The sequence below is a fragment of the Lactobacillus sp. C449L genome, assembly GCF_059900815.1.
In genome coordinates this window covers 1-439 of sequence record NZ_JBWXGA010000287.1, presented here as the reverse complement: position 1 = coordinate 439, position 439 = coordinate 1, and the positions used below count along the sequence as shown (strand labels likewise).

The following is a 439-nucleotide window of genomic DNA, read 5'->3' as shown; positions in this document are numbered from 1 at the left end:
GCGACCGCACCGATCCGGACCAACGACAGAGCATTCGTCGACCCGGCACCCATGCTGCCATCCGGGACACTCGCCTTCGCGCGCAGCACCCCATTGGAAGCGACGCTCAAGCCCTCGACCAAGCCGCATGAGACGAACGTCGCCGCGCCGGCTCCGTCCGCGCAGCCGCAGCCTTCCGAGCCGACCCAGACGCCGGTCGTCGCGGCTGCGCAGGCTGCGGTGGTGCCCCTGCCGGTGCCGCGCCCTCGCGAATTGCGGGCTCCGAATCCTGCTGAGGCTCCGAAGCTGGCGAGCGCGCAGCCGACCAGGCAGATCATGAATGCGGCCGCGCCGAGCGCCCCTGCAGACGATCGATCCTTCTTCGAGAAGCTCTTCAGGGTGCAACGTCCGTCACCGCCCGCTTCCGCGCTGGGCTATGCGGCGCTCGAAGGCCCCGGCA

General features: G+C 70.4%; 1 pseudogene. It reads left to right on the top strand.

Annotation, left to right across the window (positions count from 1 at the left end):
* Positions 1-439 (top strand): annotated as a pseudogene (locus AC2JF9_RS09430) (hypothetical protein); the annotation flags it as partial.